The organism is Pseudarthrobacter sp. HLT1-3 (assembly GCF_059383535.1).
In genome coordinates, this window is record NZ_JBWZCJ010000013.1 from 76,034 (window position 1) to 102,586 (window position 26,553).

At 69.2% G+C, this 26,553-nt stretch carries 20 protein-coding genes; 6 read left to right on the forward strand and 14 right to left on the reverse strand.

Annotation, left to right across the window (positions count from 1 at the left end):
* Positions 1-164: 164 nt before the first annotated feature.
* Together AC50X9_RS12700 and AC50X9_RS12705 are read right to left on the reverse strand one after the other, a co-directional pair.
* Positions 165-1,568, reverse strand: a complete 1,404-nt coding sequence (locus tag AC50X9_RS12700; RefSeq protein ID WP_494894120.1) for a class I SAM-dependent RNA methyltransferase — start codon at positions 1,566-1,568, stop codon at positions 165-167.
* Positions 1,565-3,541 (reverse strand): APC family permease, encoded by a 1,977-nt coding sequence (locus AC50X9_RS12705; RefSeq protein ID WP_494894121.1) that lies wholly within the window; start codon positions 3,539-3,541, stop codon positions 1,565-1,567. The genes AC50X9_RS12700 and AC50X9_RS12705 overlap by 4 nt, the downstream gene beginning before the upstream one ends.
* A 315-nt stretch (positions 3,542-3,856) precedes the next feature.
* Between AC50X9_RS12705 and AC50X9_RS12710 the strand changes: the two genes are divergently transcribed.
* A complete protein-coding gene (locus AC50X9_RS12710) occupies positions 3,857-4,528 on the forward strand; it encodes a potassium channel family protein (RefSeq protein ID WP_494894122.1) in 672 nt (223 codons plus the stop codon).
* Positions 4,529-5,287 (forward strand): potassium channel family protein, encoded by a 759-nt coding sequence (locus tag AC50X9_RS12715; RefSeq protein WP_494894123.1) that lies wholly within the window; start codon positions 4,529-4,531, stop codon positions 5,285-5,287. It abuts the gene before it with no gap.
* A 17-nt stretch (positions 5,288-5,304) separates the two neighbouring features.
* Here the strand turns inward: AC50X9_RS12715 and AC50X9_RS12720 are convergent, their stop codons facing one another.
* The 4 genes from AC50X9_RS12720 to dut all read right to left on the reverse strand — a co-directional run bounded on the left by AC50X9_RS12720 (position 5,305) and on the right by dut (position 7,760).
* Positions 5,305-6,009, reverse strand: a complete 705-nt coding sequence (locus AC50X9_RS12720) for a DUF3159 domain-containing protein (RefSeq protein ID WP_494894124.1) — start codon at positions 6,007-6,009, stop codon at positions 5,305-5,307.
* Positions 6,006-6,422, reverse strand: a complete 417-nt coding sequence (locus AC50X9_RS12725) for a single stranded DNA-binding domain-containing protein (protein WP_494894125.1) — start codon at positions 6,420-6,422, stop codon at positions 6,006-6,008. The genes AC50X9_RS12720 and AC50X9_RS12725 overlap by 4 nt, the downstream gene beginning before the upstream one ends.
* Positions 6,415-7,134, reverse strand: coding sequence for a DUF3710 domain-containing protein (locus tag AC50X9_RS12730; RefSeq protein WP_494894126.1), 720 nt, complete (start codon positions 7,132-7,134; stop codon positions 6,415-6,417). The genes AC50X9_RS12725 and AC50X9_RS12730 overlap by 8 nt, the downstream gene beginning before the upstream one ends.
* A gap of 83 nt (positions 7,135-7,217) precedes the next feature.
* Positions 7,218-7,760, reverse strand: a complete 543-nt coding sequence (dut, locus tag AC50X9_RS12735) for a dUTP diphosphatase (RefSeq protein ID WP_494894127.1) — start codon at positions 7,758-7,760, stop codon at positions 7,218-7,220.
* A 122-nt stretch (positions 7,761-7,882) separates the two neighbouring features.
* Between dut and AC50X9_RS12740 the strand changes: the two genes are divergently transcribed.
* Positions 7,883-8,368 carry a DUF3093 domain-containing protein gene (locus AC50X9_RS12740; RefSeq protein WP_494894128.1) on the forward strand — a complete coding sequence of 162 codons (486 nt, stop codon included), beginning with the start codon at positions 7,883-7,885 and terminating at the stop codon, positions 8,366-8,368.
* 39 nt (positions 8,369-8,407) lie between these two features.
* Here the strand turns inward: AC50X9_RS12740 and AC50X9_RS12745 are convergent, their stop codons facing one another.
* Positions 8,408-8,707 carry a DUF4193 domain-containing protein gene (locus AC50X9_RS12745; RefSeq protein ID WP_018772415.1) on the reverse strand — a complete coding sequence of 100 codons (300 nt, stop codon included), beginning with the start codon at positions 8,705-8,707 and terminating at the stop codon, positions 8,408-8,410.
* Positions 8,708-9,027: 320 nt separating this feature from the next.
* Between AC50X9_RS12745 and sepH the strand changes: the two genes are divergently transcribed.
* Positions 9,028-10,401, forward strand: coding sequence for a septation protein SepH (sepH, locus tag AC50X9_RS12750; RefSeq protein WP_494894129.1), 1,374 nt, complete (start codon positions 9,028-9,030; stop codon positions 10,399-10,401).
* A gap of 33 nt (positions 10,402-10,434) precedes the next feature.
* On the opposite strand, the gene AC50X9_RS12755 is transcribed toward sepH, so the two are convergent.
* From AC50X9_RS12755 to AC50X9_RS12765, 3 genes are all read right to left on the reverse strand, one after another.
* Positions 10,435-11,655, reverse strand: coding sequence for an alkaline phosphatase family protein (locus AC50X9_RS12755; protein ID WP_494894161.1), 1,221 nt, complete (start codon positions 11,653-11,655; stop codon positions 10,435-10,437).
* 1 nt (position 11,656) lies between these two features.
* On the reverse strand, positions 11,657-12,403 hold the full coding sequence (locus AC50X9_RS12760; protein WP_494894130.1) for a DUF5998 family protein: 747 nt from the start codon (positions 12,401-12,403) through the stop codon (positions 11,657-11,659).
* Between the two features lie 88 nt (positions 12,404-12,491).
* Positions 12,492-15,182, reverse strand: a complete 2,691-nt coding sequence (locus AC50X9_RS12765) for a bifunctional acetate--CoA ligase family protein/GNAT family N-acetyltransferase (RefSeq protein ID WP_494894131.1) — start codon at positions 15,180-15,182, stop codon at positions 12,492-12,494.
* 67 nt (positions 15,183-15,249) lie between these two features.
* On the opposite strand from AC50X9_RS12765, the gene AC50X9_RS12770 reads away from it, so the two are divergent.
* Together AC50X9_RS12770 and AC50X9_RS12775 are read left to right on the forward strand one after the other, a co-directional pair.
* Positions 15,250-17,772, forward strand: a complete 2,523-nt coding sequence (locus AC50X9_RS12770) for a DNA gyrase/topoisomerase IV subunit A (RefSeq protein ID WP_494894132.1) — start codon at positions 15,250-15,252, stop codon at positions 17,770-17,772.
* A gap of 693 nt (positions 17,773-18,465) precedes the next feature.
* On the forward strand, positions 18,466-18,984 hold the full coding sequence (locus AC50X9_RS12775; protein WP_494894133.1) for a DinB family protein: 519 nt from the start codon (positions 18,466-18,468) through the stop codon (positions 18,982-18,984).
* Positions 18,985-19,072: 88 nt separating this feature from the next.
* Here the strand turns inward: AC50X9_RS12775 and AC50X9_RS12780 are convergent, their stop codons facing one another.
* The 4 genes from AC50X9_RS12780 to AC50X9_RS12795 are packed head-to-tail and all read right to left on the reverse strand — an operon-like array spanning position 19,073 to position 26,366.
* The gene (locus tag AC50X9_RS12780; RefSeq protein WP_494894134.1) at positions 19,073-20,065 is read right to left on the reverse strand and encodes a GNAT family N-acetyltransferase; all 993 of its coding nucleotides are present in this window, start codon (positions 20,063-20,065) and stop codon (positions 19,073-19,075) included.
* 21 nt (positions 20,066-20,086) lie between these two features.
* A complete protein-coding gene (cydD, locus tag AC50X9_RS12785) occupies positions 20,087-23,677 on the reverse strand; it encodes a thiol reductant ABC exporter subunit CydD (protein WP_494894135.1) in 3,591 nt (1,196 codons plus the stop codon).
* 6 nt (positions 23,678-23,683) lie between these two features.
* The gene (gene cydB, locus AC50X9_RS12790; protein WP_494894136.1) at positions 23,684-24,733 is read right to left on the reverse strand and encodes a cytochrome d ubiquinol oxidase subunit II; all 1,050 of its coding nucleotides are present in this window, start codon (positions 24,731-24,733) and stop codon (positions 23,684-23,686) included.
* 31 nt (positions 24,734-24,764) lie between these two features.
* Positions 24,765-26,366, reverse strand: a complete 1,602-nt coding sequence (locus AC50X9_RS12795) for a cytochrome ubiquinol oxidase subunit I (protein WP_494894137.1) — start codon at positions 26,364-26,366, stop codon at positions 24,765-24,767.
* Positions 26,367-26,553: the final 187 nt, after the last annotated feature.

Sequence of the window (26,553 nt, forward strand, 5' to 3'; positions counted from 1 at the left end):
GACTCCTCTCGCAACAGTTTCATCTTTGTCGCGCCGCAGACCCCTTGCTAGTTAGGTCATCCTAACTAGAACCGGGCCTTGTCATCCAAGGATCGGTACAGGGTGCAGGAGGTCAGCCGTGATTACGGAGCGCGACGTCGGACTACTCGCCCATCCTAGTGGTCTCAGCCCCGGGGAGTCAGTAGCGCCACAGTCTCCATGTGATGAGTATGCGGATAGAGGTCAAAGGCACGCAGCCCCGCCAGTTCCCAGCCGGACTGCTGGAAGTAGCCCACATCGCGGGCGAAGGACGCCGGATCGCAGGACACGTAGGCGACGGCCCGGGGGCCGGTCCCGACCAGCTGGTTCACGACGGCTTTGCCGGCGCCGGCCCGGGGCGGATCCAGCAGGATGGCGTCGAATTTCCGCGCTTTCTCGCGCAGCACCCGTTCCACCTTGCCCTGGACGATCTCCACCTGGGCTGCGTCATGCAGGTTCTTCCGCGCGTCACGGCTGGTGCCGGGTGATCCCTCGACGGACAGCACGGACCCGGTCTCCCCGACGGCATCGGCCAGCGGCGCGGTGAACAGCCCGGCCCCGGCGTAGAGGTCCGCCACCACGGCGCCAGGTGTCAGGAAGCCGCCGTCGCGCAGGAAACCGGTCACGGCCCCCACGAGGGTGTCCGGGGCGTCCCGGTGGATCTGCCAGAAACCGTCGCCGGTGACACGGAAGTCGTGCCCGGACGCCGTCTCCTGCACGTAGGTGCGGCCGCGCAGCCGCAGCACCTCGCCCTTGACCGGATCGAAGCTGGCGACGGAGACGTCTTCGGGCAGTTCGGCGAGGACCGCGCTGAGCCGCTTGGCCCGGGTTCCGGGGGCTGGGACCAGAAGCACGAGCGGGCGGGAACCGTTCGCCGGCGCGGCGACCTCGATACGTTCGATGCCCTGAAGGTCGATGTCCCAGAGCCGGAGGTCGTTGATGGCGTCCACGGCCAGGGGCATTTCCCGGACCGGGAGGACGAGGTCGGAGCGGTGCGCGTGCATGCCGAGCTTCCCGGCCGGGGTCACCGCGAAGCCGGCGCGGGTCCGCCAGGCGAGGCCCGCCGCCGGACGGGCTCCGGACTCCCCCGCGGCGTCCTGGACAGTGGCGTCCCCGACAGTGGCGCCCTCCACCGGCGCTTCGGCGGGGCCCTCCACCGTTAGCGGGAAGTCGACGCCGGCCAGGCGGCGCAGCTGTTCGGCCAGCACCTCGGCCTTGAGGCTGCGCTGGCGCCCGAGGGTGATGTGGCCGAGTTCGGCGCCTCCTACTGGAGGGTGGCGGTGCGACCAGGAGCGCGCGGAATCGGCCAGGTCCCAGAAGTGCCCCACCCGGTCCGGGGAGGCCGTGAGGACTTCCACGACGTCGCCGCGCCAGAACTTGGCGTCGGCGCCGGACTCGGTGAGCCGGACGCGGACCTTCTCGCCGGGGATGCCGTGGCGGACGAACACCACACGCCCCTCATGCCGGGCAACGCAGTGCCCGCCGTGGGCGACCGGCCCGACGTCGACGATTAACTCGGTATGGGCTTGCGTTTGGGTGTCGGAACTCATTGGGTGTCCTGCAGTCTCTTGGCTTCTTCGGATGATTTCAGTTGCCACGGCACACTGGCCACCATGACGCCCGGCTCGAAGTGCAGCCGGGTCTTAATGCGCAGTGCGGTCTGGTTGTGCACCAGTTGCTCCCACCACTTACCCACGACGTACTCGGGGATATAGACGACAATCAGGTCGCGGGGCGAATCGCGGCGCATGTTCTTGATGTACTCCATGATGGGCGTCACCGTTTCGCGGTACGGACTGGCCAGCACTGTCAACGGTACCGGGATTTCCAGCTTCTCCCAGTCCGCGACCGTCTGCTCGGTCTCCTCGTTGCTGATGTCCACCGTGATGGCGTCCAGCCGGGAGGGCCTGGATGCGCGGGCGTAGGCCAGCGCCCGGAGCACCGGCTTGCGGACGTGTGAGACGAGCAGCACGGCGTGCACCCGGGAGGGCAGGGCCCGGGGCGAGGAGTCCTCGTCGACGGCGAGTTCCTTGGCCACGTTGTCGTAGTGCGCCCGGATGCTCCACATGATCAGGTACAGGACGAACATGGCCAGCAGTGCGATCCAGGCGCCCTGCTGGAATTTCGTGATCAGGACGATCACCAGGACCAGAGCGGTCATGCCGAAACCGACCATGTTGATGGTGCGGGATTTCAGCATCCGCAGTTTCACGGCGGGGTCCTTGGCGAGTTTCAGCTCCCGGCCCCAGTGCCGGACCATACCGAGCTGGCTGAGGGTGAAGGAGATGAAGACGCCCACGATGTAGAGCTGGATCAGTTTGGTGACGTCGGCGTTGAACGCGATGACCAGCACCAGGGCGCCGGCGGCGAGGGCCAGGACGCCGTTGCTGAAGGCGAGCCGGTCGCCGCGGGTGCGCAGTTGGCGGGGCAGGTAACCGTCCTGGGCCAGGATCGAGCCGAGCACCGGGAACCCGTTGAATGCCGTGTTGGACGCAAAGACGAGGATCACGCCGGTGGCCGCAACCACGATGAAAAAGAGGATGGAGCCCGCGCCGAAGATGGTCTGGGCGATCTGGCTGATCGCCGGGCTCTGGATGTAGCCCTCGGGCAGCGGCTTGCCGTCCAGCAGGAATTCGGTTGCCGGGTCCAGCACGATGTGCACCTTGGTGGCGTTGGCCAGGTAGATGATGCCGGCCAGCATGGAGGCCGCGATCACGCCAAGCAGCAGCAGCGTGGTGGCGGCGTTTTTGCTTTTGGGCTTCTGGAAGTTCGGCACGCCGTTGCTGATCGCTTCCACGCCGGTCAGGGCCGCGGCGCCGGAGGAGAAGGCGCGGAGCAGCAGGAAGGCACCCGCAAGTCCGACCAGTCCTTCGTCGAAGCCCGGCGCGGGAATGATCGTGAACGCCGCGGACGGCGCCACCCCCAGCTGGCCGGTCGCGGCCTGGAAGACCCCGATGGCCGTCATGCCGAGGATGGACGCCATAAAGATGTAGGTCGGCACGGCGAAGGCGCGGCCGGCTTCCTTGATGCCGCGCAGGTTCACGAGGGCCAGGATCACGACGCCGACCGTGGCGATGATTGTCTGCTGGCCATGCAGCGAGGGCACCGCCGTGGTCAGGTAGGTCGCGGCGGAGGACATCGACACCGCGACGGTCAGCACGTAGTCGACCAGCAGCGCGGAGGCGACGGTGAGCCCGGCGTGCTTGCCCAGGTTCTCGTTGGCGATCTCGTAGTCGCCGCCACCGGACGGGTACGCGTGCACGTTTTGCCGGTAGGACGCGACAACGGTCAGCAGCACCACCATGACGGCCAATCCCACCCACGGCGAGAACGCCACGGCGCTGACCCCGGCCAGCGCCAGCGTCAGGAGGATTTCGTCCGGTGCGTACGCCACGGAGGACAGCGCGTCGGAGGCGAAAACGGGCAGGGCGATCCGCTTGGGAAGGAGGGTGTGAGCCAAGCTGTCGTTCCGGAACGGCCTGCCTACCAGCACCCGCTTCACGGCATTGAAAATTGTCGGCACCACACAAAGCTAGTCCGATTCGGACGCGATGTCATGACGGCGGCGATCCCCGCCGTTCCGGCGCCGCCCGGTAGCGCTGCCGGCGGCGGGCCGGCCGGTTGCGGCGGTTGTTCCGGCGCGTGTTCTGGCGCGTGTTCTGGCGCCGGTTACGGGATTGGCTGCGTGGGCCGCCCGGGCTGGCCGTGCAGGCCGCCGACGGCTGGCCGTGCAGGCCGCCGACGGCTGGCTGCGTGGGCCGCCCCGGCTGGCTGCGCGCGCCATCGGGGCCGGTAGAGTTTTATCCAGCAGCAGACATCAACGCTTGAGGAGGCACGTGTGGCGCACTTCGTGATCATGGGTTGCGGACGTGTGGGGGCAACCCTGGCGCACACGCTCGAGGACGCCGGCCATTCCGTGGCCATCATCGACCAGGACGACCGTGCCTTTCGGCGGCTCCGCACCGGTTTCACCGGCCGCAAGGTCACCGGCGTCGGCTTTGACCGGGAGACCCTCAAGCAGGCCGGCGTCGCGGAGGCCTACGCCTTCGCCGCCGTATCCAGCGGCGACAATTCCAACATCCTGGCCACCCGGGTGGCGCGCGAGACGTTCCACGTCCCCCACGTTGTCGCCAGGATCTACGATCCGGGCCGGGCGGAAATCTACCAGCGGCTGGGCATCCCCACGGTCGCCGCCGTGCGCTGGAGCGCGGACCAGGTGCTCCGGCGCATCCTGCCCGAGCAGCACCTGGCCGGCGACTTCCGGGATCCCTCCGGCCGGCTCGTGCTCGCCGAGGTGGATCTGAATCCGGAATGGATCGGCCACCCGGTCACCTCGATCGAAAAGGCCGCCGGCATCCGCGTCGCGTACCTGACCCGGTTCGGCGAGGGTATGTTGCCCCTGGCCGGCACGCTGTACCAGGACGGCGATACGGTGCACGCCATGCTCGGCGTGGACCGCAGCAGCGAAGTCGCCCACATTCTTGCCAAGTCCCCCGCCAAGGAGTCCTAAGTGAAAGTCGTCATTGTCGGGGCGGGAAGCGTCGGTTCCTCGATCGCGCGCGAACTGCTGGCCCACAAACACGAGATCCTGCTCATCGACCTGAAGCCCGAGGTGATCGGCCGCAGCGGCCTGCGCGGCGCCCACTGGCTGGTCGGCGACGCCTGCGAACTGAGCACCCTGCAGGACGCGAAGCTGGAGGACGCCGACGTCGTGGTCTCCGCCACCGGTGACGACAAGGTCAACCTGGTGGTCTCGCTGCTGGCCAAAACCGAGTTCGGCGTCGGACGGACGGTCGGAAGGGTCAACAACCCCAAGAACGACTGGATGTTCGACGATTCCTGGGGCGTCGACGTCGCGGTGAACACCCCGCAGCTGATGACCGCCCTCGTCGAGGAGGCGGTGGAAATCGGCGACCTGGTCCGCCTGCTGACCCTGCAAACCGGCGTGTCGTCGCTGGTTGAGTTCACTGTCCCCCACGATTCGCACGTGATTGGCCTGACTGTCGGCGACATCGATTGGCCCGAGGATTCCACCCTGGTCGCGATCCTGCGGGACCAGGCTCCGATCACACCGAGCCGTGATGACGTGATCGACGGCGGGGACGAGCTGTTCTTCGTGACCACGATCGCGGCGGAGGATGAGCTGCGCGCCCTGCTGTCGCCGGAGTCGCAGGGCGAGGACGAGTTGGTCCCCGGCCAGCAACCGGTCACCGCCGCCGGTCACGGCCAAGCCATACCGGCGGCCGAGGACGACGGCTTCGACGGCTAGCCCGGTTGCGCTGTCCGCTACCCCGGTTGCGTTGCGGCGGGGGCGGGACGGGTCAGCAGCCAAGCCACCCAGATGCCGAGAATGTACAGCGGTACCCCCATCAGGAGGCGTGTGGTGGCGAGGGCCGCGAAGCCGGGTTCGCCCATGAAGTACAGCGGAACCTGAACCAGGAGCCGCAGGACCAGCACGCCGATGATCACCGAGGTGCCGATCTGGTAGCCCTTGACCCGGGCCGGGTTTTTCCGCCAGTCCAGTCCTTCGTTCCGGATGAAGCCAAAGATCAGCCCGGCGAACGGCCAGCGGACCGCAATCGAAATCCCCATCCCCACGATGTAGGCGGCGTTGGCGAAGAACCCCGGAACGTAGAAGTCCTCGGCCTTGCCGGTGGTGTTGGCCAGCCAGGCGGAGATCCCGACGCCGGCGATCCCCGCCAGGGCCTGTGTCAGCGGCTTGCGCTGGACCAGCCGGACGATGGTGAACGCCGCGGCGACGGCCAGCGCGGCCACCAGGGCCAGCGGCAGCTCACGCGTGATCGTAAAGGCGACCAGGAAAAGCAGGCCGGGGAGGATGCTCTCGGCAATGCCCTGGATGCCGCCGGCGCTTTTAAGCACGTCGATGTTGCCGTTGCCGGAGCGGTGCAGCCCCGCCTTGGCCGCGTAGTCTTCGGCGAGCTGCGCCACCGTGGGCTGCGCTGCGGGCTCGGGTTTCTCGGGCTGGGTCATTGGTCCTCCTGGCGGGAGAGTATCTCGTAGCGGGGATTGAACATGGTCGGCAGGCCGTCGCGCACGGTGACCATGCCCTGCAGCCGGAGTTCGGTGCCGGCGTCGATCCCGGGGATGCGGCGCCGTCCCAGCCAGACCACCCGGAGCCGGTCCGAGGGAACGGAGGGCCGCTGCCGCCGGCTGCCGGCGGGCGGGGCGGCGGCGGCGGCGGGTGCTGCCGGGCCCGGACTCGTCCCGCGGGACTTGGCCGGGGCCGCCTCATGGTCGACGACGACCGCGGTGAAGGCTGCCACCTGGCTGGCCGGTGGGTAGGTGACCGCCTCGATGTAGCCGTGGCACACCACGCGGCCGCGGACCGGCAGCCCCCGCACGGAAACGGAGGAGGTCGGATCCTGGCTGGGGGCATCAACCAATCTGGGTAGTCTCCGGTCCACGTTCGGGCTGCCCGAGGTCCGGGGCGGACTGCGGTGCGGGTGCGGCGTTTTCCTTCGGCAGACGGAGCTGCAGCAGATCCCGCGGCGGCATCGGGTTCTCGCCGCGGACCACAACGATCTGCCGGAACAGCCCCTCCAGCCCGGCGGCCGCGTCGCGGTCCACAGCGGCCTCGCCGCCGAGCACGCCGCGGAGGAACCAGCGCGGACCGTCGACGCCGATGAAGCGGGCGACACGGTAGCCCTGACTGGCGTCGGCGCCACTGGCCGGGAGCTTGGCGAGCAGTTCGGTGCCGAAACTTCCCTGGATTTCCTCGACCTGGCCGCCCTGGCTGCCCACCGACTGGCCGATCTGTTCACGGATTTCTTCCCAGAGGCCCTCCGAACGGGGCGCCGCGAAGGCCTGGAGCTGGAGGCTTGAGCCGTTCAGGTCCATGGTCACGGCGACGACGCGCTGCGTCGCCTCCTCGACCTCGAGCCGGAGCTGCAGGCCGTCCGCGGGAGCGATCAGGAGCGCACCAAGGTCCACGTAACCGTCCTGGTCCTCGATTTCCGAGACGTCGAAGGGGCCCGTAGCGCCGCGGACGGGGGCAGCGGCGGACTGGCCGGCGGCAGCGTCAGCCACGGCCTCCTGGGTTTCCCCGGGGTCTGTCAGCTGTTCCTGCTTGGCTTTCCTGCCACGCCCAAAAACCATGGGGTTGTCTCCTTAGTTGTGATCCTGTGAGGCCGCGTCCGCGTGGCGGCCTGCGTAAATACTGGCGCCTTGCCTGCCGCCGGTCAGACCGGCGCGCCGAAGCCGCCGGTGGATCCGAAGCCTCCGCCGCCGCGAACCGAGCCGCCGAGTTCCTGGACCGGCAGGAACCGGGCGTGCTCCACGCGCTGAATAACCATTTGTGCAATTCTATCGCCGCGTTTGAGTTCAATCGCCTGGTGGCGGTCGGTATTCAGCAGCGTCACCGCAATTTCCCCGCGGTAGCCGGCGTCTACGGTGCCGGGGGCATTCACCACGGTCAGCCCGTGCTTGGTCGCGAGCCCGGAGCGGGGGTGGATCAGGGCCACGAATCCATCGGGAAGGGCAATGGAAACACCGGTGGGGACCAGCCGGCGCTCCCCCGGTTCCAGCACCACGTCCTCGCGGGCGCGCAGGTCCGCTCCGGCGTCGCCCGGATGCGCGTACGACGGCGGTTCCAGGCCGTCGTCGAGCATCTTCAGCTGCACCGTCAGGGTGGGGGGTCCGTACTCAGCAGCGGGCTCTGCCGCTGGCTCCGCTTGCGGCTCTGCCGTACCGGCGGGGGCTGCTGCCGTCGTTTCTTCAGTCACAGTCCCTCACTCTAACGCCAGCGGGGAAGAACGGCCTAGCGGCGGCGGCGGCGACCGCGGCGGTCCGCCTCCGGTTCTGCCGCCAAGGTGAAATAGCCCGGCAAAAGTGGAAAGCTGGGGTTATGCCCGAATCCAGTGCAGCCGTGCCTGCCTCCAACAGCACCCCCGGCGACGCCACCGTCTTGTACAGCGAGAAGCTCTCGCCGAATTTCTGGATCTGGCTGGTGGCGGCAGGACTGTCGGGCGCCGGGATCCTCGTGTTCGCCCCCATCAGCATTTCCGCCGGGCTGACCGCTGCGGTTGTCCTGTTCGTGATCATCGCCGTGCTGCTGGTCCTCTCGACCCCCGCCATCACGGTCACCGGCTCCACGCTCAGTGTCGGCCGCGCCACTATCGAGCGGCGGTTCGTGGGCGCCGCCTCGGGGTTCCGGGGCCAGGAGGCGACGGCCGAACGCGGGACCCGGCTCAACGGCCTGGCTTTCCTGTGCATCCGCGGCTGGATCGATCCGGTGGTCCGCATCGAGATCACCGACCCCTCCGACCGCACGCCGTACTGGCTCACGTCCACCCGGCGGCCGGACGAGCTGCTCGCCGCCCTGAATTCCTAGCCCTCGTTATTCCTGGCCCACGATTCCCAGCCCGCGTTCCTACCCCTCGCAGTCCTTGCAGTATTTCAGGCCGTCCTTTTCGCGGGCAATCTGCGAACGGTGCCGGACGAGGAAGCAGGAGGCACAGGTGAATTCGTCGGCCTGGGCTGGCAGCACACGGACCAGCAGTTCCTCCCCGGACAGGTCCGCGCCGGGGAGTTCGTAACCCTCTGCAAGGTCCGATTCGTCTTCGTCGACCACTGCGGAAGGTTTTTCCGTACGCCGCGCCTTTAACGCCTCAATCGAATCCTCGCTGAGATCCTCTTCGGTCTTGCGCGGCGCATCGTAGTCAGTCGCCATTGTGTGTCGCTCGCATTCCGCATTCGTTCGGGTGGATTGCCCTGCCCGGACTGCCCTGCAGGCTGAGGCCCCGGGCCCCGGTAAGGTTCTCCGTTGTCAACGCCGGCCACGCGGTTTTTGTGCCCGATGTCGGGTCATCTTTGCTTAAGCGTCCGGTGAACACCAGAGTCCTGCGGTCCGTACCGGCTCCGCGCACGGTGATGAGCCCGAAAGTGGCGTAAATTCGCGGAAAATGACGGCGCGCCCTCCGTCCTCACCGGAATTGGTACGCATCGGTGGCAGAGTTTCGATTGTTAGTAATGCCAGGGTGGAGGATTTGTATGCAGGATCTACGGCTTGTAGGCGTCCACGACGACGGGGAGCATCTCCTGTTGAGCGGCACCGGCGGCGAGATGTTCCAGCTGCCAATCGATGAAGCACTTCGGGCGGCGGCCAGCCGGACGCCGGCCAAAGCCGCGTCCGGAGCGGGCACGGCGCCCATTGCGTTGTCCCCGCGTGATATCCAGGCGCGGATCCGCAGCGGTGCGACGGCGGCAGAGGTGGCGGAGCTCTCCGGAATTCCGCTCGCGAAAGTCCAGCGCTATGAGGGTCCGGTCCTCGCCGAGCGCGAGTACGTCGCCCAGCAGGCGCGCAGGGTGGAGGTCGCTTCGCCGGCCCCGGGACACGACGTCTACCGCTCGGTGTTCGGCGACCAGCCCGCTTCGCTGGGCGAGATGGTGGCACACCGTCTTAGCGCCCACGGAATTGAAGCTTCCACCGTGGAGTGGGACTCCTGGCGGCGCCCGGACGGCAGCTGGAATGTGGTGGCCCGATTCGAGGCGAAACCAGGCGGCCCCGCCGGCATCGGCGAGGAACCGCCGGCCAGGTGGACGTTCAGTCCGGCCCGGAAATCACTGCAGAACGCCAACCGCTGGGCGCAGCAGCTCAGCGAGCTTGAGCCCCTCGACGGTCCCGTCCCGGCCCGCCGGCTCACGGCCGTCTCTGACCGTCCCTTTAATTTTGAAACCGACGCCGATGCCGCCGCCCGCACCGCGACCGCCCAGCTCCAGGTCGTCCAGCAGCTCCAGTCGCAGCAGGAACAGGAATCCGACGGGCTGCTCGACATGCTGCGTTCCCGCCGCGGGCAGCGCCTCGGCGTGGACGAGGACGCCGACGACGCCCTGGCGGTACTCCTGACCAACGGCGTCCCCGCCGCCCACCCGCGGCCCTCAGAGGTCCCTGCCGAGGCACCCGGCGGGCAGGAAACCCCTGGGCAGGAAGCCACTGAGTCCGGTGCCACCGAGCCGGTGCCCGCGGTGGCACCCGCAGCGGAGACCGAAGCGCGGCCGTCCAACAATCCGTGGGAACGCCGCCGTGACGGGAGGCCCTCAATCATGTCCCGGCTCACGCTGGCGCCGCGTCACCAGGACGAACCCGACGACGCGCTGAAACTGCATGACGGCGTCAGTACTGACACCCGGGAAATCACCATCGTGGCGTCGCAGCTGCGGCCGGCCGGCCAGCAGGGGCCCACGTCCAGCCCGGGGCTGGACGAGCTTCTGGGCGGCGGAACCCCAAGGCGCCAGCAGCGTGAGTCACCGGCCGCTGCCCAGAATGACCGTGACGCGGAGCAGCCGGAGCGCCAGCCGGCCAAGCCGAAGCGCTCCAGCATCCCGAGCTGGGATGACATCGTTTTCGGAGCCCGCGGGGACTAGCGGAAGCCTCGTACGGCAAGGCCCCTCACGCACTCAGGCGCGGGGGGCCTTTTTTCCGTCGGCCTGGAACGACAGCAGCGGGACTTCGCGTTCGGCTTTCGTCAGCGAACCGTGCTGGCCCACGACCTCTAGCGCCGTCGGACGGACCCGCCGCGTGTCATAGAAGGCCAGGGCGTCCCGAGCAGCGATCATCACGTCGCCGATCCGCGGGGCGACCTCGGCCCGGACCGCGCCGAACAGCCCCGCGGCGGTGGCTTCCTCACGGGTGAACGCCCAGATCCTGTCGCCGAACCGTGCCCGCCAGGCATCGACCAGCCGCGCGCTGCCGGCGCCACCCTCGGACTCTTCAAGGTAGAGGTGGACCATCCGCGGCTCGCCCGCGGTGTGGCGGACGCCGGCGATCAGGGCGGGGTCGGCGGAGTAGTCAATCCGCTGGGATTCCGGCACGTCGAGCATGCCGTGATCGGCAGTCAGCAGAATGGTGGTGCCCGCCGGAAGGGTGGCGCTCAGCCGTTTCACCGTGGCGTCGAGTTCCTCGAGCTGGTGCTCCCACTGGGGTGACTGGCAGCCGTGGCGGTGGCCGGCCTTGTCGAGTTCGTTGACGTAGAAGTACATCAGCGAGCGTCCGGCCCCGGCCATCGTTTCTGCGGCCGCGGCCGTCCTGGCGTGTGAGGTGGTGGCCGTGACGTAGCGGCCACCGCGGAGCGCGGCACGGGTCATGGCGGAGTCGCTGAACTGCGGGAGGCTCACGGTGGTGACGTCCACGTGTTCCGCGGCCCGGTCGAACACGGTCGGGAACGGCTGCCACCGGTGCGGGTCGACCCCGGCGTCCCAGCCGCCGAGCATGTTCACCACCCGGTCCTGGTCCGGGTCCAGGACGTCGTATCCCACCATGCCGTGCTGTCCGGCCGGGAGTCCCGTGCCGAAGCTGGCCAGCGACGCCGCCGTGGTGGAGGGGAACGCCGAGTCCAGCGACACCGGCACGCGCCCCTGGCCGGACTGCATCACGGAGCGCAGGAACGGCGTGTGGGCCGACTTCTGCTTCAGCAGGTTGCGCCCCAGCCCGTCGGCGAGGACCACGCAAACGCGCTTCGCCGCGGGCAGGTTCAGCCGGTTCTCGAAGCCCGGCACGCCCACACTGGCCGCGGCGCTCGTGAGCACCTCCGCGACGGAGCGGTCCCCGAACGCCGGGGCTGCGGGCAGCATCCGGGCCAGGGCCGGGGCGAGGGGTTCTGGCACGCGGACCGGCACCATCTCAGCGCTGGTGGCCGCGGCTGGCGCGGCTTCCGAAAACACCCATCCGCGGGCGGGGCGGGAGCCCGGGGCCGGTGTGCGGCACCGGGGCGGTGGATCCGGTGTTCACGGCGCGGAGGGCACGGGCGAACAGCTTGGCGTCCTGGACGGCCTGCAGCCCGTCGGCTTCGGCGCTGATCCGGATGACGATGTCCTCCTGCGCGATGGTGCCGCTGTAGCCATGGTCGGCCTCGCACTGCGGGTCCCCGCAACTGGCCGGCCCCATGTCGAGCCGCTGGCCGCCCGACCAGGCGATGGACAGGGTCAGCTCGCGGACCGGATCCGAGGACTTGTATTCCTGGGGCTGCGCGTACACGTAGCTGAGGACCACGGAGCGGATCTGCGTGACCGGGACGGATTCGGTGGAGACCTGCGCGACGGTCTGCTCCCCTGCCTCGTCGAGCTGCTGGTCATCCACGTGGGTGATCACCAGCATGTCGTCGGTGAGGACCAGCACGGTGATGTGGCGGCGGACCTCGGCGCGGTCGAAATGCGTCTCCAGGTGCACCAGGTGGGCCACGCAGTCGCGCCCGTCGAGGGCGTCGGCGACGACGTCGGCCACCAGCCGCGGGTAGAAACCGGCCTGCTGGAGGGCCGCTTCCAGGCTGTGTCCCTGCGCACTGTGGTCATGCAGGCCGTGATGTTGCGCGCCGCCCGGGCGTCCGGAGACGGTCGCCTGGGGCTTGGGTGTCGGAGACTGAAAGCTCATGGTCTCCATTTTCACAGATCAGCTGGGGACATGCTAACTGCAGCGGGCCGCGGCGTGCTCGGCCGCCGCCCCGCCGACCCCCCGGACGTCAGCTGCGCATGGCACGGCGGGCACTGTCGGTGCGCTGGGCCGCGTTGGCGATCCGCACATCGGCCGCGAGGATGGCCGCCCCCTCCGGCCCGGCGAGCACGGGGTTGAAGTCGACGAGCGCGATTTCGGGGTGGTTGTCCTTGAGCCGGGTCAGCCGGGCGGCGAGGTCCTCCAGCGCCTTGGCGTCCACGGCCGGCAGCCCCTGGTAGCCGAAAAGTTTCCGCGAGGCCTTCGGGGCCCGGATGAAGTCATGCAGGTCCGAGCCGGACAGCGGCGGCACGCGATGCGCCCAGTCGCCCAGCAGGTTGACCGCGTCACCGGCCAGGCCGAAGGAAACCACCGGTCCCAGCAACGGGTCCTCGATGGCGCGGAAGGTGCAGGCCTGACCCACCGGGGCCATCGACTGCACTTCCAGCGACGGCGAGCCGTAGCGTTCCAGCGACTTGCGCATTTCCAGGACATTGCGCCGCAGCGACTCGGCATCCTGGATGTCCAGGCGCACCCCGCCGAGGTCCAGGCGGTGCCGCAGCGCAGGGTCGGTGGTCTTCAACGCCACCGGCCAGCCGAGCCGGTCCGCGGCCGCGACGGCTTCTTCGGCGGTGTCAAAGCCGACCGATGGGACCACCCTGATGCCGTAGCGGGCCAGCAGCCCCGCTGCGGTGTCCGGGTCCAGCCGGATGAGGTGCTCGCCGCCGACATTCTCCAGCAGGCGTTCCAGCTCGTCATGGGTGCCGTCCGGGTCACAGCCCTCGGGTTCCACAAACAGGCCCTGGTCCCGGCCCAGCCACTGGGCGTAGCGGACCACGGCAGCCAGCGCGGCCACTGCCGCGCCGGGGTTCGAGTAGCAGGGAACAACAGTTCCTCCTGCGTCGTCGCCGACCATGCCTTCAACGTAGATGGACGGGTCCAGCAGTCCGCTGAACGCCGCCACCACGGGCTTGCCGGCCGCAACCGAACACTCGGCCAGCACGCCGGCGATCTTTTCCACCGTGAGGCCATGCGCCGGCAGCAGGGCCACCACGACGGCGTGCACGGTCTCGGCGGTCAGGACTTCCTGCAGGCTGTGCCGCAGCGCGGGGAGCGCCACGGACATGCCGGCGTCCAGGTCAACGTTGGTGACGATCCGTTCCACCCCAAGTCCCTGCGCGGCCGCGCTGTCCGCGACGACCTTGCCGAGGGCCTGGGAGTTGCTGAACACGGCGATCCCCGGGCCCTTCGGCAGGGGCTGGCTCGAGACGATCTGGGCGACGTCCATCAGTTGCTCGATGGTCTCGACGCCGATCACGCCGGCCTGGCGCATCATCGCGTCGAGGGCCTCCGGCGGGGCCTGGGTGGTGCGCACGGCGTGGCCGGGAGGCAACCCCAGACCCATCGCGCCGGACTTCGCCACGATGACCGGCTTGGTGCGGGCCAGACGCCGGGCGAGGCGGGAAAACTTGCGCGGGTTGCCGATCGATTCCAGGTAGAGCCCGACGGCGGTGGTGTCGGCGTCGTCCTCCCAGAACTGCATCATGTCGTTGCCGGAGACGTCGGCGCGGTTCCCGGCGGAGAGGAAAGTGGAGATCCCCACCCGGCGCCGGCTGGAGGCCGCGTAGAGCGAGACGCCGATCGCGGCCGACTGGCTGAACAGGCCCAGTCCGCCGCGGCGGCCCAGCGCGGGCGCCATGGAGGCGTTCAGGGACACGGCAGGGTTCGTGTTCATGATGCCCAGCGAGGCGGGGCCGATGACGCGCATGCCGTTGGCGCGGGCCTGCCGGACGAGTTCGCGCTGCCTGCTGAGGCCGCGATCGCCGTCGTCCGCATAACCGGCGGTGGCGACCACAATTCCTTTGACCCCGGCGGCGCCGCATTCCTCCACCACCTTGGGGACTTCGGCGTACGGGACCGCGACGATCGCGAGCTTGACCGGCCCCGGCACTTCGGACAGCCGGGCGAACGAGATCATGCCGGCGAGTTCGAGGGCCTCCGGGTTGATCGCGTAGACCGGGCCGGTAAAGCCGCCCTCGATGATGTGCTCGAGCAGCTGGTAGCCAATGGTGCCCCATTTGCGGCTGGCCCCGATCACGGCCACGGAGGACGGGGCGAGCAGTTCCTGGATGCTGCGGGCCTCGGCGCGGTGTTCCCTGGACTCCATCACGGCGCGGGACTTGTCCGTGGGGTCAATGTTGAATTCCAGGCTGACGATGCCGTCGTCGAAGTGGCGCTTGACGTCGTAGCCGGCGTCGGAAAAGACCATCAGCATCTTCCGGTTTTCCGGAAGGACCTCGGCACTGAATTTGCTGATGCCGTTTTCACGGGCGGCGGCGGCGAGGTGTTCAAGCAGGATGGAGCCGATGCCGCGGCCCTGGTGCGCGTCGGCGATATTGAACGCGACCTCGGCTTCCTCGGGGTCATCGAGCCGGTCGTAGCGGCCGATGCCCAGGATTTCCCCGCCGATGGTGATCACGAACGCGACACGGTCCTTGTGGTCGACCTCGGTAAAGCGCTTGAGTTCCTTGGCGGAGAGTTTGGACTTGAACGCGAAGAACCTCATGTAGGTGGACTTCTGCGACTGCCCGACATGGAAGGTCTGAACCGCGTCCGCGTCGGACGCGTGGATCGGGCGCAGATGAGCCGTCCCACCGTCCCGCAGGACAACATCGGCTTCCCAATATTCCGGATATACGCCGTCCACGGCCTGATCCACCATAGGCTTAGCCTAGTCATAAACTTTCGCAGCACTCGTTCTGCACCGCTCAGAAGGACCCACCAGCCTCATGGCCCGCCGCCAAACCCCGTCCCCGGCAGGGGAAGCCAGCCAGGATTTCGTAGAGAATATCGTCGACATCGACGTCACCTCCGAGATGGAGGGATCGTTCCTCGAGTACGCCTATTCGGTGATCTACTCGCGGGCACTTCCCGACGCCCGGGATGGCCTGAAACCCGTGCAGCGGCGGATCCTGTACATGATGAGCGAGATGGGCCTCCGCCCGGACCGTGGCCACGTCAAGAGCGCCCGGGTGGTGGGCGAGGTCATGGGCAAGCTGCATCCGCACGGCGACACCGCGATCTACGACGCCATGGTGCGGATGGCGCAGGACTTCTCGCTGCGGCTGCCGCTCATCGACGGCCACGGCAACTTCGGCTCGCTCGACGACGGCCCCGCAGCTCCGCGGTACACCGAAGCCCGCCTCGCGGCCGCCGCGCTGAGCCTGACGGACCACCTGGACGAGGACGTCGTCGACTTCGTCCCCAACTACGACAACCAGCTGACCCAGCCCGATGTGCTGCCGGCGGCGTTCCCGAACCTTTTGGTCAACGGCGCCACCGGCATCGCCGTCGGGATGGCCACCAACATGGCCCCGCACAACCTGGTGGAAGTGATTGCCGCGGCCCGGCATCTGATCGAGCACCCGGACGCCACCCTCGAGGACATCATGAAGTTCGTCCCCGGCCCGGACCTGCCCACCGGCGGGCGGATTGTGGGCCTGGACGGCATCCGCGACGCGTACGCCACCGGCCGCGGCTCCTTCAAGACCCGGGCCAAGGTGGAGGTTGAGCAGCTCTCGGCCCGCCGCACCGGACTGGTGGTCACGGAACTGCCGTACATGGTGGGCCCGGAAAAGGTGATCGAGAAGATCAAGGACGCCGTCAACGGCAAGAAGCTGACCGGCATCAGCGACATCGTGGACCTCACCGACCGCAAGCACGGACTGCGCCTGGTGATCGAGTTGAAGAACGGCTTCAACCCGAACGCCGTGCTCCAGCAGCTGTACCGGTACTCCCCCATGGAGGACTCCTTCGGCATCAACAACGTCACGCTGGTCGACGGGCAGCCGCAGACCCTCGGGCTGCTGCCGCTGCTCTCGGTCTATGTGGAGCACCGCATCAACGTGGTGCGGCGGCGGACCGCCTTCCGGCTCGGCAGGAAGAAGGACCGCCTGCACCTGGTCGAGGGCCTTCTGATCGCGATCGTGGACATCGATGAGGTGATCCAGATCATCCGTTCCTCGGACGAGGTGGCCGCGGCCAGGACCCGGCTGATGTCGATCTACGACCTCACCGAGATCCAGGCCAACCACATCCTGGAACTCCGGCTCCGGCAGCTGACCAAGTTTTCGCGGATCGAACTCGAAAAGGAGCAGGACGAGCTGCGCCGCGAGATCGCCGAGCTTGAGGCCATCCTCGGCTCCAGTGAGCGGCTCCGCGCGCTGGTGTCCGCCGAACTGGCCGAGATCGCGGAGAAATACGGCACGCCGCGCCGGACCGTGCTGCTTGAGTCCGAGGCCGTCTCCCCGACGGTCGCCTCCGCCCTGGCCGCCGCGCCGGGCGCCAAGGGCAGGGCAGCTCCGCTGGCCCTGGAGATCGCGGATGACCCCTGCTGGGCGATCCTGACCGCGTCCGGACAGATCGCGCGCACCGCCAACCAGGACAACCTCGCCGAGGCCGGCCCGCGGACCCGGCACGATGTGTTCACCTCGGTGGTGCAGACCTCAGCCCGCGGCGAGATTGCCGCCGTCACCTCGCTGGGCCGCATGCTCCGGCTCCAGGTCATGGACATGCCCGTGCTGCCGCCGACCTCCGGCACACCGAACATGGCCGGCGGCGTCCCGGCCAAGGACTTCATCACACTGCTCAAGGGCGAATCCCTGGTTGCGTTCGCTCCGCTGGACGAGGTGCTGGCGATCGGCACGGCCCAGGGTGTGGTGAAGCGGCTCCAGCCCGACTACCCGCTGAACCGCGAGGACTGGGAGGCCATCGCGCTCAAGGACAAGGACACCGTGCTCGGGGTGGCCCCGGCGGGTTCCGACGACGTCGACCTCGTCTTCGTGACGCAGCAGGCGCAACTCCTGCGCTTCCCCGCCTCCGCCGTCCGTCCGCAGGGCAGGACCGCCGGCGGCATGGCCGGCATCAAGCTCGCCGCCGGGGACCGGGTGATGTTCTTCGGCGCCGCCAGCCCGGGCGACAGCGCTGCCGTCGTCGTGACCATCGCCGGCACGGAGGGGGCGCTGCCCGGCACCGCTCCCGGGGCCGCCAAGGTCACCGCACTGTCCGAGTACCCGGCCAAGGGCCGCGCCACCGCCGGGGTCCGGGCGCACCGGTTCCTCAAGGGCGAAGACACCCTGCTGCTCGCGTGGGCCGGCCACGGCCCCGCGAAGGCGTCGTCCGCGGCCGGGGTGGCCCGCTCCCTCCCAGGCGAACACGGCCGCCGCGACGGCTCCGGCATTCCGCTGTCCCAGGCGATCGACGCGATTGGTCCGAGCATGTCCTGGCAGCCGGACCAGGAGACCACCGCCTAGGTCCCTCGCGGGTGCTGTGCTGGCCGGCGGGCGGCAGGGGGGCGCCGTCGAGTCACCGATTCGCAGCAGATGGCCGCTATGGGACCCGCCATAGCGACCATTTGTGACGGATGGCCGGCTATCGAAACCGGGGCCGGTGGATGATTCCCGGCCAGGGCACGGTCTGCTGGTGCTGGACTACGCGGAAATGCGACTGCGGGCCCACGTGGGAACCCGTGTCCTCGATTTCGAGGTGAGGTGCCACCGATGGCAGGGGCTGCAAAAGTAGGCACCGGTCGGCGGTTTTAGTCCCCGCGTCGAAGCTATTTTTTGGATGGCCCGAAGGGCGAGCTTCGCAGACCAGAGTGATTGATACGAGATTTTCGAGCAAACGGACATTGGTTTTGGTCCAGAATTGCGGCGAACTCGGCACGCTCTATGTCGTGCCCCGCTCGAGGGTGCACACCTCTATCGATGCTTGGCCCACGGCTGGAACCGAAGGCTTATACCTTCAAGTTCCATTTGCGGGAAGCATAACCCCCGCTTGGTTTGGGGCGCAAGGCGCCGACCTGCAGAAGCGAATGGCGGGCTGCTGCGTCCTCGTAGCTCGGGCAGCAGCGGTAGCGATTTCGATATGCCCGCCCAACCGGCGGAAGCCTGCGTCGTCCGCGACGGCCCGCTCAACTGTCCCCGGAATGCGTTTAGACTGCTCGCATGCCTATCATCCCGGATATCAAGGATTGGACCTGGGTCCTGCAGCGGCCCTGCCCGGAGTGCGGTTTCGATGCCTCGGCGCCGACTCCCGCGACCGCTCCGGGGATCGTGGAGAGCATGCTCCCGCGCTGGCGGGCGGCGCTGCGGCGGCCGGATGTTGCCGAGCGCCCGGACGGGAACACGTGGTCGGTGCTGGAGTACGCCTGCCACGTCCGGGACGTCTTCAGCCTCTTCGAGCACCGGCTGGATCTCATGCTGCACGCGGAGGACGCCCGGTTCGCTGACTGGGACCAGGACGCGACCGCCATCGAGAAGGACTATGCCGGCGCCGACCCGGCCGTGGTCAGCGCGGAACTCACCGCTGAAGGTGAGCAGATCGCCGCTGCCTTCGCGCGGGTCCCGGAGGAGCAGTGGGGCCGCCGGGGAATCCGCAGCAACGGCTCCGAGTTCACCGTGCTGACGCTCGCGCAGTATTTCCTGCACGACGTCGTCCATCACCTCCACGATGTGGACGGCTAGCGCGTGGACGGCTAGCGTGTCGACGGAGCGTGTCGACGGACAGCGTATGTTCGGCCGGCGCGGGGACGGATAACGCCCGGCCGGCCAGCTAGAGTTCCTTGTCCCAGGCCATGCTGCTGTTGACGGCGACGTAGCCCATCTTGGCGTAGAGGGCCAGGGCGCCGGTGGGGTTCTCCGAGTCGACGTCGAGCGAGGCCCTGTCCATCCCGGCCGCGGCGAAGCGGCGCATCGCATCGGCCAGGAGCGCTTGCGCGACCCCGCGGCCACGGAACTCCCGCCGCACGCCCAGCAGGTCGGTGTAGCCCTCTTTGTACCCCCGCGTTTCAGCGCTGTCCCGGTCGTGGCTGGCGATCTGGTACCCGGCCACCCTCCCGCTGGCGCGCTCGACGACGACGGCGCTCAGGTCGGGCCGGGCCTGCGGATCGTTGACCACGAAGCCCCAGGCCTCCTCGTCCCGGGGCTCACTCCCCCAGTGGTCCCGGAATGCCTCGTTGTGCGCGTGCCGCACGGGCTCGTGCAGCTCAGGGCCGAAGCCGACGAGCTCGAGGCCTTCCGCCAGCACCGGCTCGGGGAAGCCGTCCTTAAGCGGCCGGTGCATCTCGTTGAAGTACCGGACGATCCGGAAGCCGGCGTCGGCGAACAAGGCTGCCTGGTGCGTGTGCTGCTGTTCCATATAAAGCCGCAGCCTAGGCGCGGAGCCCTCCACCTCGTCCTCGGCAAAGCGTTGCCGGGTCCGGGCCTCCATCCAGCCCAGCAGCCCGGTGCCGATCCCGGTTCCCTGCCAGCCGGGATCAACGCAGCCGAAACCGATCGCCTTCTCGCCGTCCGGGTTCTTCGTGATCCGCCCGTAGGCCCTGGCGACGCCCTGCGCGTCGAAGCCGAGAACCGTATTCGCGGCGGCCGGGTTCTTCTGCGACTCGAGGACCTGTTCCAGGTCGGCGCGGCGCTCGAACCAGACGGGCAGTTCGACGGCGGCGGTCCGGGCGATCAGCGCCGCCCAGCCGTCCAGGTCCGCGGTCCCGGCGGCCCGCCAGTCCAGCCGGGGATCCAGGCTGGACTGGGGGTCGGTGTGTGCGTTCATGGCATCAGGCTAACGTCCGGGCTACCCCCGCGCCAGCAACGGCGAGGACTGCTGCGGACGAGCCGCGTTCCCGTCCGCCGTGCGGTCAAGGTCGAGGCGGCTGTCCTCCGCGGTGATGTCCTCCGGGTTGTGCGTCACGAGGACGACGGTGCGGTCCCTGAGCCCGTGCCGCAGCTCGGCCAGCATCGCCCGGCCGGACTCGGCATCCAGGTGGGCCGTGGGTTCGTCCAGCAGGATCACGTCCGCCCCGGTCAGGAGCGTGCGGGCGACCGCGAGTCGCTGGCGCTCCCCTCCGCTGAGGAAGGCCCCGCCGGGCCCGATCCGGGTGTCCAGGCCGCGCTCCAGCCGCCCGATCAGCGGCCCGAGGCCCACGGCGGCCAGGGCGTCCTGCAGTGACGGCTCGGCGGCTTCGCCGCGCTGGTCTTCCGGAATCCCGAGCAGCAGGTTGCCGCGGATGGTCGAATCGAAGAGGTGCGCCTCCTGCGGGCACCAGGCGGCCCGTCCGCTCAGCAGCAGCTGTCCGCCGGCCGCCGGGAGGAAGCCCAGCATGACGGCGAGCAGGGTCGATTTCCCGGAGCCTGAAGCGCCGGTGACGGACAGCCAGCGCCCGGGTTCGGCGGTGGCCGTGAGTCCGGTGAAAACCGCCGGGCCGCCGGGCCAGGCGGCCGCGAGGTCCCGGAGCTCGATGCCGGGTTTGCCGCCGGGCCTGCTGGCGACCTGGACCAGGCCTCCGGATCCGTCGGTCTCGGCGTCGGATGCTTCGGCGCCGTCGCTGTCGCCGTCGAGCACCCCGGCTTCGCCGATGCGCCGCAGCACGACCCGTAACGCCGGGTATTGCCGGACCGCCGTCGTGATCGCCGCGTAGGGCTCCACGAGGGCGAGCTGCAGCAGCACGACGACGGCGACCGTCGGGGCGTCGACGGCTCCGCTGAGGGCCAGCGGTGCGGCGAGTACGGCGCTGGCCAGGGCTGCCGTCCCGCAGGCCAGCACCGTCAGCCCCTGGCCGAGTCCTTCGGCCCACGCGGAACGCTGGGAGGCGGCGGTCGCGGAGCGGTCGGCGCGGGTGATCGCGGCCAGCACCGGCGCGGAGACACCGTTGGCGTGCAGTTCGGCGCGGGCGTCGAGGGCCGCAGCAACCTGGCGCAGGACACCGGAGCGCAACCGCTGCTCGGTGCCTGCCGACATCCGGTCGGCCGCCAGCGCCAGCGCGGGGGCTGCCACGAGGCTCAGCAGCGCGGCGGCAATCACCGCGGGCAGCGCGACCGGCAGCAGCAGGGTGATGCCGGTGATGGCGGCGGCAGCGACGGCCACAGCGGTCAGCGGCGGCAGGACGACGCGGGGCAGCAGTTCCCGGACCGTGTCGACGTCGTCCACCACCGTGCCCAGGACGTTGCCGCCCTGCAGCAGCCGGCGCAGCGAGAGGGCCCGCCGGCTCAGCGATCCCCAGAGCCGGCCGCGGAGCCGGGTGAGGGCCGAGAAGACGGCGTCGTGCAGCAGGAGGCGTTCGAGGTAGCGCAGGGCGGCGCGTCCGATGCCGAAAAAGCGCACACCCACAATGGCGGTGAGCAGGTACAGGATGGGCGGCTGCTCGCTGGCGCGGATGATGAGCCAGCCGGAGAGGCCGGCGAGGGCGACGGCGAAGAGGGCTGCCAGCGTGCCGACGGCGCCGGCGGCGGCGTACTTGCCCCGGACCGGTGCGAGCAGTCGGCGCAGCTGGGCGGCTGTTGACCCGCGGCGGATACGTCCGGCGCCGCCGGCCGGCGGCTCGGACTGGCTGGCAGTGTCTCCGGCGGTGGGGGCGCCGACTGTGAAGGCCCCGGCGGCCCGGGTACCGGCCGGTGGTGCCGGCACGGTTTCAGGCACGGTTTCCGGCACTGACGACAGCACTGGCGCCCCGGCTGCCGCAGCGCGCACGGCCGCGCACCTGGACACGGGACCGGCGCCGGGCGCCACGGCCACGAGCTCGTCGGCGAGTTCCCGGGTCTGCCGGTCGTGGGCCACCAGCAGGACGGTCACCCTGCCGCGCTGCCCCGCGATGGCGGCGCTGACCGCGGTGGCGGATTCCCGGTCCAGGTGGGCGGTGGGTTCGTCGAGCAGCAGCACGGTGGCTCCGGCTTCGATCCGGGCCAGGCCGCGGGCCAGAGCCACGCGGCGCAGCTCCCCCGGGCTGAGTTCGGCAGGATGCTTCGCGGCAAGGTGCTGCGCGGCGCAGGCAGTCAGGCAGCGCAGGGCCATGGCGTGGCCCATGGCCTGGCCCGGGGCGCCGGCCGTGAGCGCAGTGCCTTCCGCTGCCGCCCCAAGGTAAAGCAGGATCTCGTCCAGCACGGTCGGGGCGACCATCACGGGGTGTTGCGGCACCCAGGCGACGTCCGCCGTCGTGAATCCTGCGAGCCGTCCGGTGACCGTGGTTTGCTGGTCCGCACTGCCGCCGGTCCCGATGGTGCCGGCAAGCACGCCAAGGACGGTGCTCTTGCCGGCCCCGCTGGGGCCGTCCAGGGCGGTGATCCGGCCCGGGGCGGCGGTGAAGCTGAGCGGGCCGACGGCGGCGTGGGTCCTGCCGCCATAGCGGACGGTCAGTCCGGTCACGGCCACGGCGGGCGGACGGCCGGACCCGGCAGACGTCGTTCCGGGTTCCGTCGTTCCGCGAGCGGCGGCGGCGGCGGGCCGCAGCGGCGTCTGCTCGGGCGCCTCAAGGACGGCGGTGGTTTCGGCGAGAGCGGCCCGCCCGTCGTCGCTGGCGTGGTGGGCGGTGCCCAGTTCCCGGAGCGGGAGGTAGCAGTCCGGGGCGAGGATGAGGGCCAGCAGCCCCGCTTCCAGGGCCATGTCGCCGTGGACCAGCCGGACGCCAATGAATACCGCCACCACGGCCACGGAGATGGTGGCGATGAGTTCGAGGGCGAGCGCGGACAGGAACGCGGTCCGCAACGTCCCCATGGTCCGGTGCCGGTAGTCCTCGGAGAGGTCCTCGAGGGCCTTGCGCTGGGCGGTGGCCCGGCCCAGTCCCACCAGGACGGGCAGGCCCTTGGCCAGCTCCAGCATGTGGCCGGACAGCCGGGCCAGCGCCGACTGGGCTTCCTGGACGCGGTCATCGGTGTAGCGGCCGATCAGGATCATAAAGAGCGGGACCAGCGGCACCGTCAGCACGACCACAACGGCGCTGATCCAGTCGGCGAACAGGATACGGGCGCCCAGCAGCAGCGGGATCGCCGCGCAGTTCACCAGGGCGGGCAGGAACTGGGTGTAGTAGCTGTCCAGGGCATCCAGCCCCCGGGTCGCGAGGATGGCGAGCCCGCCGTCGGACGGTCCGGCGGACCGGGTGCCGTCGCGCAGGGCGCGCTCGAGCAGCCGCGAGCGAAGTTCCTCCTTCACGCCGAGCGCCGAGCGGCGCGACGCGACGGCCTGCGCCCAGACCGTCAGGGATCGGAGCACCACCCCCGCAGCGCCCCAGTACAGCTGGCCGCTCCAGCCGGGGTCATTGGCTATCAGCCCCGCAAGCATCGCGGCGACGGCCTGCCCGATCAGCACGAGGGACAGGGCCTTCAGGGCCGCGAGCAGGCCCAGGAGGTAGAGGGCGGCCCGGTTGGCGGCGCCTGCGGGGAACTGCGGTCTCATCAGCTGCTAGTCCTTGGGTGCCAGGGCTTTGGCGGCGATGGCGGGCAGGAAGCCGTGCGCCGCGGGGATGTGCGCGGCGCTGACCCGGCGCCGGAACACCCAGTACGTCCAGGCCTGGTACGCGAGGACGAGCGGAAGCCCGATGCAGGCGACGATGCTCATCAGCCCCAGGGTGTAGTCCGACGAGGAGGCGTTGGAGACCGTCAGGTTGAACTCCGCGCCCAGCGTGGACGGCAGCACAACGGGGAACGCCGCACCGAAAATCGAGGCGCTGCCAAACAACAGGAAGAGGCCCAGGGAGAAGAACGCGCGGCCTTCGGAGCCCTGGCGGGCGAAATTCCAGGCCACGACGGCGGCCACGACGGCGGCGACGACGGCCAGAACGGTCCAGATCTCGCCGCTGAGCAGCTGCAGGCTCACCGCCCAGCCCGCGATCGGCAGTGGCAGCACGGGCAGGAGCCGGACGAACCACCGGCGTGCGCGGTGCCGGACATCGCCGTGGGTCTTCAACGCCAGGAAAGCGAGGCCGTGCAGCAGCGAAAATCCGACGACGGCGAGGCCGCCCAGGACGGCGTAGGCGCTGAACCACGCGAACGGGCCGCCTTCACGGTCGCCGTTGGCGTTCAGCGGCAGCCCGGTGGTGGTCAGCGCCAGGGTGGCACCGACGCCGAATGCCGCCACGAGGGAGCCGAGGGAGATGGCCCAGTCCCACCGCGCGCGCCACTGCGGGTTGTCCACCTTGCCGCGGTATTCGAAGGCCACGGCGCGGAAGATCAGCGCGACGAGGACCAGCAGCAGCGGCAGGTAGAGCGCGGAGAACAGCGAGGCGTACCAGAGCGGGAAGGCCGCGAAGGTGGCACCGGCAGCGGTCAGGAGCCAGACCTCGTTGCCGTCCCAGACCGGGCCGACCGTGTTGAGCAGCACCCGGCGTTCGGTGTCGTTCCGGGCGAAGCCCTTCATCAGCATCCCGACGCCGAGGTCAAAGCCCTCGAGAAAGAGATAGCCCGTCCACAGCACCGCGATGGCGATGAACCAGATGGTGGGAAGCAGTTCCATGCTGAGTATCCTCTGCGTTTCGTGGGGAGGCTTAGTAGGCGAAGGCCAGGACGTCGTCGGCGCCCGCCGGTTTGCCGGGACCACCGGCCTTGGGGGTGCCGTCCTCGTTCTCATCGGCGGGGACGTGTGCGAGTTCCGGCATGGCCGAAACTACTCCGCCGCGGATGTACTTGACCAGCAGTTTGACCTCGACCACCAGCAGCACCGCGTACACGCTGGTGAGGACCACAAGGGAGGTCAGCAGTTCCCCGGCCGAGACGCCGGGTGAGACGGCCGCGGCGGTAAACATAAAGACCTGGTCGATCCCGCTGGCGTCCGGGTTGGGGGCGACGACGAACGGCTGGCGGCCCATCTCGGTGAAGATCCAGCCGGCGGCATTGGCCCCGAACGGTGCCAGGATGCCGAACACGGCCAGCCGCATCAGGCCGCGGGAGGCGGGGACGGTTCCCTTCCGGGTCAGCCAGAGCGCGACCAGCGCCGCTGCTGCCGCCAGTGCGCCGAAGCCGATCATCATCCGGAAGCCCCAGTAGGTGACCTCCATGACCGGGACGTACTGGATCTCCTGGCCGGCCCGTTCCCCGTAGATGGGGTTGTCCGGCAGGTGGGTTCCGTAGTCGGCCTTGTACTGGTCCAGCAGGCCATTGACGCCCGGGACCTCGGTGGTGAAGTTTCCCTTGGCGAGGAAGGACAGGATTCCGGGCACTTCGATGAGGGCGACGATTTCGTCGCAGTTCTTGGAGCCGAGGTTGCCGATGCTCAGGATGGAGAATCCGGTGCCGTCGTGGCAGGCCGCCTCGGCGGCCGCCATTTTCATCGGCTGCTGTTCGAACATGAGTTTGCCCTGCAGGTCACCGGTGAGTGAGGTGCCGGCGAAGGAAATCATCGCGACGACGGCGCCGATCCGCAGGGAGCGGATCCAGACGGCGTGGTCGGCGCGGTCCCGGCCCGGGATGGCGGCCTCGCCGGGGACGACCTTGCCGTCGGCCCCGATCGTGTCGATCCCGTCATGGCGGCGGCGCCACAGGTGGTACCAGGCAATGCCCAGCAGGAAGGAACCGGCGACGGCGAGGGAGCCGAAGAGCGTGTGCGGGACGGCGACGAGGGCGGTGTTGTTGGTGAAAACCGCCCAGGCATCGGTCATCACGGGACGGCCGTCGATCATCTCGACACCGACGGGGTGCTGCATCCAGCTGTTCGCCACGATGATGAAGTAGGCGGAAAAGACCGAGCCGATCACGGCGATCCAGAGGCAGGCGAGGTGGATGGCCGGCTTGAGCTGCTTCCAGCCGAAGATCCAGAGCCCCAGGAAGGTTGACTCCACGAAGAACGCCAGCAGGGCTTCCATGGCAAGCGGCGCCCCGAACACATCGCCGACGAACCGGCTGTACTCGCTCCACGCCATGCCGAACTGGAACTCCTGCACAATGCCCGTGGCAACGCCCATGATGAAGTTGATCAGGAAGAGCTTGCCCCAGAACTTGGTCATCCGGAGGTATTCCGGCTTCCCGGTGCGGTGCCACATCGTCTGGATCACGGCAACGACCAGGCCCAGGCCGATCGTCAGCGGCACCATCATGAAGTGGTAGACGGTGGTGATTCCGAATTGCCACCGTGCGATTTCCAAGGCTTCCAAGGCAGTCCCTACTTTGCTAGGCAAACAACTTCTACAAGCGGTAGAAAGATTCTTCTACAGAGTGTAGAACAATTTCGCGGCCCCCTGCACCTTCCATGGTCTCCTACCCCTCAGGCTCCCACGCCGCGAAACGGCCCGCAACGGAGGGGCCGCCACCGGGCTTTTCCGCCGGGGCCCCGGACGGGGT